Here is a 5,652-nt window from a genome sequence, read left to right as displayed (position 1 = left end):
GACGATTCTCGACAACCCGCATGTCGTTGCATTGGCTCAATGGTGGGCGTCGGCTGTCGCCACGACGGCCTAGCTCCACGCCGCACGGTCACAGACTGATCAGACAGAACGCTAAACGCACCAACCCCTACAGAAGAATCGCATGTCAACCCTCTCCGACACTCCAGCAAATTCTGCCCTGAGGCGGCCTCCAGCCAGTCGTGGCACGGCCGGCCGTGGAGTGTCGAGCAGCAGCTGAGCGCGGTGCAGTACGAGGTCTGGCTGGACCAGATGCTGACCCCGCAGCAGGCGTCGTACACGATTGGCGGCTGGCTGGAGTTCGAGGGGCATGTCGAGCTGGATGTGTGGGAGCGCGCCATTAGTGAGCTGGTGGCACGGCACGACGCGCTGCGGCTGATCCTGATGGAAGGCGCACCGGTGCCGGTGCAGCGTGTGCTTGAGCCGTGGGTGTTTGAGCTGGCGCGGCACGACTACAGCGACCGCAGCGATGGCCTGGTTCTGCCCATTGGACAAGGCCACAGTGCCAGCACCGTGCGGGCGCGAACGCTTCGGGTGGGTCAGCGCCTGGAGGCTGAATTGACGGCGACCAACACGCCCAGACTTGCAGCTGTCGGTGTTGCCCGAGGCGACTCACGTGCTGGACTGGTACCACCTTGGATTGCCAAATCCCAGCGCTTCTTGGCGATCAACACAGCACAGCTGTACAGCTTATTCGGCCGGTGGAACAGGTTCTTGACCACATGGAATGGGTGCTCCGCAGCTGCGCCCAACGACTCCCTGGCCCGCGAATGCAAGCCCCTGGCCCAGGGGGTCAAGACCGTGGCCGCAACGTTCCCATACTAGGCGCTCCCTCAACCATGCGCTGCGCCCGGCGCCGCGCCGATCCTTGCGATGAGCACCACAAAGGCGTTGCGCTCATTGCGCCAAACGTAGTCTGAACCGTTTGAATTCTTCGCACAATTCTTCAAGACTCAACTTGTTAGGGACTATGTACCTGCGCCCGAACGCGGTCGCCCGGCCGCTGCTGAACCATTGGATCCTGTGGGACATGCTGCTGCCGCCGCCGCAGGCCGCGCTCGTGATCTCGCGCAACCACGTGCCCATCATGGAGTCGTACCTGCGCGCGCCGCAGCAGCATGCCGAGGCGGCCCGTACGCCTGCGCTGATGGGTGGCCCGTGGATCAACTACCCGACGCCGCGCGTCGAGGAAATCCGCGAGCTCCTGGCGCATACGCGCAAGGTACAAGGCGAGATGCTGGCCCTGGCGGGGGCCATCTCGGCGCTCGACGATCTTCTGCGCCGCCAGGGCCGGGGCGAGTCGCTCGAGCCGCTGTACTCCCAGGTGCCGAATGCGCTGCGCGGCTACGTCGAGCTCGTCTATGACCTCGACCACCACTCTGGCATCCGCTTCCTGGAGGGCATGCTCTACCGTAGCCGCTACGGCAGCGGGGCCTTGCAGCAGTTCAGCTTCGACCTCGTGGAGAACGACTGGTTGCCCTATGAGCGCAGCACGCCGGTGCTGGACGACGGCCACCGCGCGCTGGTGTCGCTGCCCTGGCGCGACGCGCGGCTCGATGCGCTGTTCGCCGCCGAGCACACGCGCGTGGACGTGCGGGAGATGCAGGAGCGCCTGGGCTTGGACGGCGCGCGCACGGCCGCTTGGGGACGGCTCTTCACCAACACGCCCCCGCGGCCGCGCCGCGCGCCGCCGACGGAGGGCCTGCGCGTGCGCTACTTCGGCCATGCCTGCGTGCTCGTCGAGTCGGCCGAGACCAGCATCCTCACTGATCCCTTCATCTCCTACGAGTATCCGAACGAACTGCCTCGCTACACCTTCGACGACTTGCCCGAGCGCATTGACTTCATCGTCATCACGCACGGCCACAGCGACCACATCCGGCCCGAGGTGCTGCTGCGCCTGCGCCACCGCACCGGCACGGTCGTGGTGCCACGCTGCGCGGGGCGACGGCTGCAGGATCCGTCGCTGAAGCTGATGCTGCAGGAGATGGGATTCACCAACGTCGTCGAGCTTCACGAGTTCGAATCGATCCCGCTGGCCGGCGGCGGCGCGCTGACGGCGCTGCCATTCCTCGGCGAGCACAGCGACCTCGATATCCAGGGCAAGAGCGGCTACCACGTGCGCATGCAAGGCCGCTCGGTAGCCTGCCTGGCCGACGCCTGCAGCCTGGACCCGACCCTGTACAAGCACGTCGGCGCCGAGCTCGGCCCGCTCGACTTGCTGTTTCTCGGCATGGAATGCGAAGGCTCGCCGATGAGCTGGGGCTACGGCCACCTGCTGATGCGCAAGCTCGACCGCAAGGCCGACCAATCGCGGCGCGACCGCGGCTCCAACGCCGCCGAAGCGAAGTCACTCGTCGAAGCCTGGCCGACGTCCCAGGCCTACGTCTACGCCATGGGCCAGGAGCCGTGGCTCAACCACGTGCTGGCCATTGACCAGAGCGGCGGCCACCTCGGCATCAGCGAGTCCGACGCCTTCCTGGCGCATTGCCGCACCCGCGGGGTCACCGGCGAGCGGCTCTACGGCAGCAAGGAGATCGTGCTGCCGCCGCACTGAGAGGCTGAGAGTATTTCGAACGAGTTCGAGGTCGCTCGTGATCCGTGGAAGCTCTACATCGGCGAAGCGCGGTATGGAAGCCTCGGCTATTCGGGCTCGCACGATTGGGCCGTATTGCAGTACCGCCTTTCCCCGCACCCTTAGTTAGCGTCGCGCGCGGTGCGGACGGAGTTGGGCTGTCCGGCCGCGAGCATGCGGTTGAGCACGACCGCTCCTACCGCCGCTTCGGTGCGGGGAAAGGGGTACTCTCGCCCGACACTGCCTCCGTGCAACAACGCCTTCATGCTCGCTCACTCAACATTTCGTTGAAGTCCTCGAACAATGCGGAAAAGTCGTCCAGAAAGGCCGTCGCGCCACTGATCAAACGCGAAAGCAAGGCATCGTCAGACACTTGCCCGGCAACCTGCACAGCCAGTTCAACCGCGCTAGCGTAGTGCTCAGGCTCGACGAGTGTGTGAATACGGAAAAAGAAGAACGGGTCTTGTCCGGAATCGATCTCTATGCCGTATTCACACGCGTGGGTTCGGAAGGCTGCGTCGAAGTGACCAAACTCAACCGATGAAGTCAGTTCCGATGCCAGATGCAAGCCAATGCCCAGGAGAATGTCGGGGGAGCGATAGTAGTTGCGGGTGGTGCACGCGAGCCGATACGCCGACGCGAAGATGTGGCGGGACTGCCGCAACTGCGTTGCCGTGAGACCCAAGCGATTTGCCAACGCGATGAAGAGCTGATGGTGGGTCTGGTCACCCGCCTTGCGAAGCCCGAACTCATCGACGTTTGCAGTCAGCACCTTGGCGGCCAGTTCTGTGGCCTGCCATGGATCGGTGAGCCGATGCACATCGCAGATGTTGAGCCCCAAGGCAAGAATCCCCGTGGGAACCTCCTCGAAGAAGACCCACAAGGACGCCAAAAACTTTTCGCGTTCCAGCGCAGTCATCGGCCGACTGCGGGCAAGCCTTCCGAAGCGATCCATCTGCACAAAGGCGTCATGACGCCGAAGTTGCTTGTCGATCGCGCCCGCCAAGTCGAGGTTCATGTCGCTCGATGCCTTTGTCATTGCCGACTCCACTCCAGGTCAATTCGGCCCTTCTATGCCATGACCGCCACTGTGGGCCGGATGCATCCGAAATGATTGCTCCGCAGCGTCAGCGATTGCATGCCGACGACGGACCGTGGCAGGTGCGCGTTCGTTGATCGACCTGCACGCCCTGGGCAAGACCGTGCAAGACCTCGCGCGCCTCGGCCGGCGCACCCGTGTGCTGTATCTGTGCAGCTGAGCGTGAACACGCCTGCGTTGATGCAAGCCGTCCTTCTGCCCGGAGGGTGGAAGTTCTCAGCGGACAACTCCGCCCCGATTGGCGCGTTCAGACAATCTGCGCAACATCATCTCGTCACGCACAGACAACATCGCGACTCGCACGACGAAGACGTGTTTGACGCCCAGCGGGAAGATCACGGCCAAGCAGCGCGCTTCGCGCTCCAAGGCCATGCGAGTTCGACAGCCGCTGCGTGTAGAACGCCGCCCCTCATCGAAGTCCCATGCATCAGCAGCTTCAGACACTTTCCGCGTCGTTCGCGCAAACCAGGCTTTGGTTCCTGGTGCAACTCGACCATCGGGCCAGTGCGGCATACAACCTGAGCTACGCCCATCGCATTCGGGGCACGCTGGACGAAGCCGCCTTCCGGTGCGCGCTGGATCGCATCGTGGCGCGGCACGAAGTGCTGCGGACCTGCCTCGTCGAAACGCGCGGACGCCCGCGGCAACTGATACGCGAACCCACCCCCTTTGCCCTGCGCACGACCGATCTGTCGGCGCTTTCGGATCCCATCGGTGAGGCCACGCGCCTGGGCAACGAAGAGGCCAGGCAGCCGTTCGATCTGTCTCAAGGACCGCTGGTTCGCGGTCAATTGCTCAAGCTGGCCGATCAGGACCACGTCTTTCTCTTGACGATGCACCATGTCGTCTCCGACGCGTGGTCGATGGACATCTTCGAACAGGAGTTTCGGGTCCTCTATGCGGCATCCCTGGCAGGCCAAGGGGATCCCCTGCCACCGCTGTCGTTGCAATACGCGGACTACGCGATATGGCAGCGCAAAACCCTGGATGAGCAGGCGCTGCAGGCGCTTTCCGAGTTCTGGCGCCGGAGCTTGGCAGACGCACCCTCACGGCTGAATCTGCCGTTTGACCATGCTCGCAGCGGCGCGCCGGACTTTGCCGGTGACTCGGTAGCATTCACGATCGCTCCCGCGCTAGGCCAGGCACTGCGCGCCCTGGGCCGGCGCCACGGGACGACATTGTTCATGACGCTACTGGCAGCCTGGGCTACCCTGTTGGCGCGCATCTCCGGCCAGGCAACCGTGGTCATCGGCACGGCGTCCGCGGGGCGCACGCTCCCGGAGGTGGAGAACCTGATCGGCTTCTTCGCCAACACGCTTGCGCTGCGCATCGACGTGACCTCAGGGACATCGGTGAATACGCTGCTCGAGCGAGTACGCCGGGTCACCCTGGAGGCGCAAGACCATCAGGAGTTGCCGTTCGAGCAGGTGATCGACGCCGTCAAACCGATCCGCAGCCTGGAGCACCACCCCTTGTTCCAGGTGATGTTCTCGCTGAGGTCAGCCGGCTCGGGCCAAAGCGACGACGCAGCCATGTCAGGGCTGTCGCTGACACCGTTCGCGACAACCACGGCGAACAAGGCCACCTTCGACCTGGCCTTGTCGCTCCAGGAGAGTGAAACTGAATTTGTCGGCAACCTGAGCTTCGCCACCGACTTGTTCGAGCACGCCAGCATCGAACGCCATGCGGCCCAGTTCGTCACGCTGCTGCAGGCCATGGTCGAGGATGACTCGGCCTGCGTGCTGCGCCTGCCGCTGCTGCCCGAGACCGAGCAGACCCAGCTGCTGGCCTTCAACGCCACCGAGACCGGCTTCGACGCCGAGCTGTGCATCCACCAGCTCTTCGAGCAGCAGGCCCGTCTGCGCCCCGAGGCCACCGCGCTGGTCTTCGAGCAGGAGCAGCTGAGCTACGCCGCGCTCAACGCGCGCGCCAACCAGCTCGCGCATCACCTCGTCGCCCT

5 protein-coding genes are annotated in these 5,652 nt (G+C 64.4%); 3 read left to right on the top strand and 2 right to left on the bottom strand.

All coding sequences use genetic code 11. The features are described 5' to 3' along the window. Positions 1 to 234: 234 nt before the first annotated feature. Positions 235 to 843, top strand: a complete 609-nt coding sequence (locus tag AC30NL_RS17875; protein WP_489465339.1) for a condensation domain-containing protein — start codon at positions 235 to 237, stop codon at positions 841 to 843. A 145-nt stretch (positions 844 to 988) separates the two neighbouring features. After that, a complete protein-coding gene (locus AC30NL_RS17870; protein WP_489465338.1) occupies positions 989 to 2,575 on the top strand; it encodes an MBL fold metallo-hydrolase in 1,587 nt (528 codons plus the stop codon). Positions 2,576 to 2,715: 140 nt separating this feature from the next. Here AC30NL_RS17870 and AC30NL_RS17865 read toward each other — a convergent pair whose 3' ends face one another. Both AC30NL_RS17865 and AC30NL_RS17860 read right to left on the bottom strand, forming a co-directional pair. Then, complete coding sequence (locus AC30NL_RS17865) at positions 2,716 to 2,859, bottom strand: hypothetical protein (RefSeq protein ID WP_489465337.1); 144 nt, start codon at positions 2,857 to 2,859, stop codon at positions 2,716 to 2,718. Beyond that, positions 2,856 to 3,632, bottom strand: coding sequence for an iron-containing redox enzyme family protein (locus AC30NL_RS17860; RefSeq protein ID WP_489465336.1), 777 nt, complete (start codon positions 3,630 to 3,632; stop codon positions 2,856 to 2,858). The genes AC30NL_RS17865 and AC30NL_RS17860 overlap by 4 nt, the downstream gene beginning before the upstream one ends. Positions 3,633 to 4,114: 482 nt before the next feature. Between AC30NL_RS17860 and AC30NL_RS17855 the strand changes: the two genes are divergently transcribed. Further along, positions 4,115 to 5,652: condensation domain-containing protein (locus AC30NL_RS17855; RefSeq protein WP_489465335.1), on the top strand; the 1,538-nt coding region annotated here is incomplete at its 3' end.

It is taken from the genome of Rhizobacter sp., from assembly GCA_021153565.1.
Taxonomy (GTDB): domain Bacteria; phylum Pseudomonadota; class Gammaproteobacteria; order Burkholderiales; family Burkholderiaceae_C; genus Albitalea.
The sequence above is the reverse complement of the archived record's forward strand: the minus strand, read 5'-3'. Positions and strand labels throughout refer to the sequence as shown.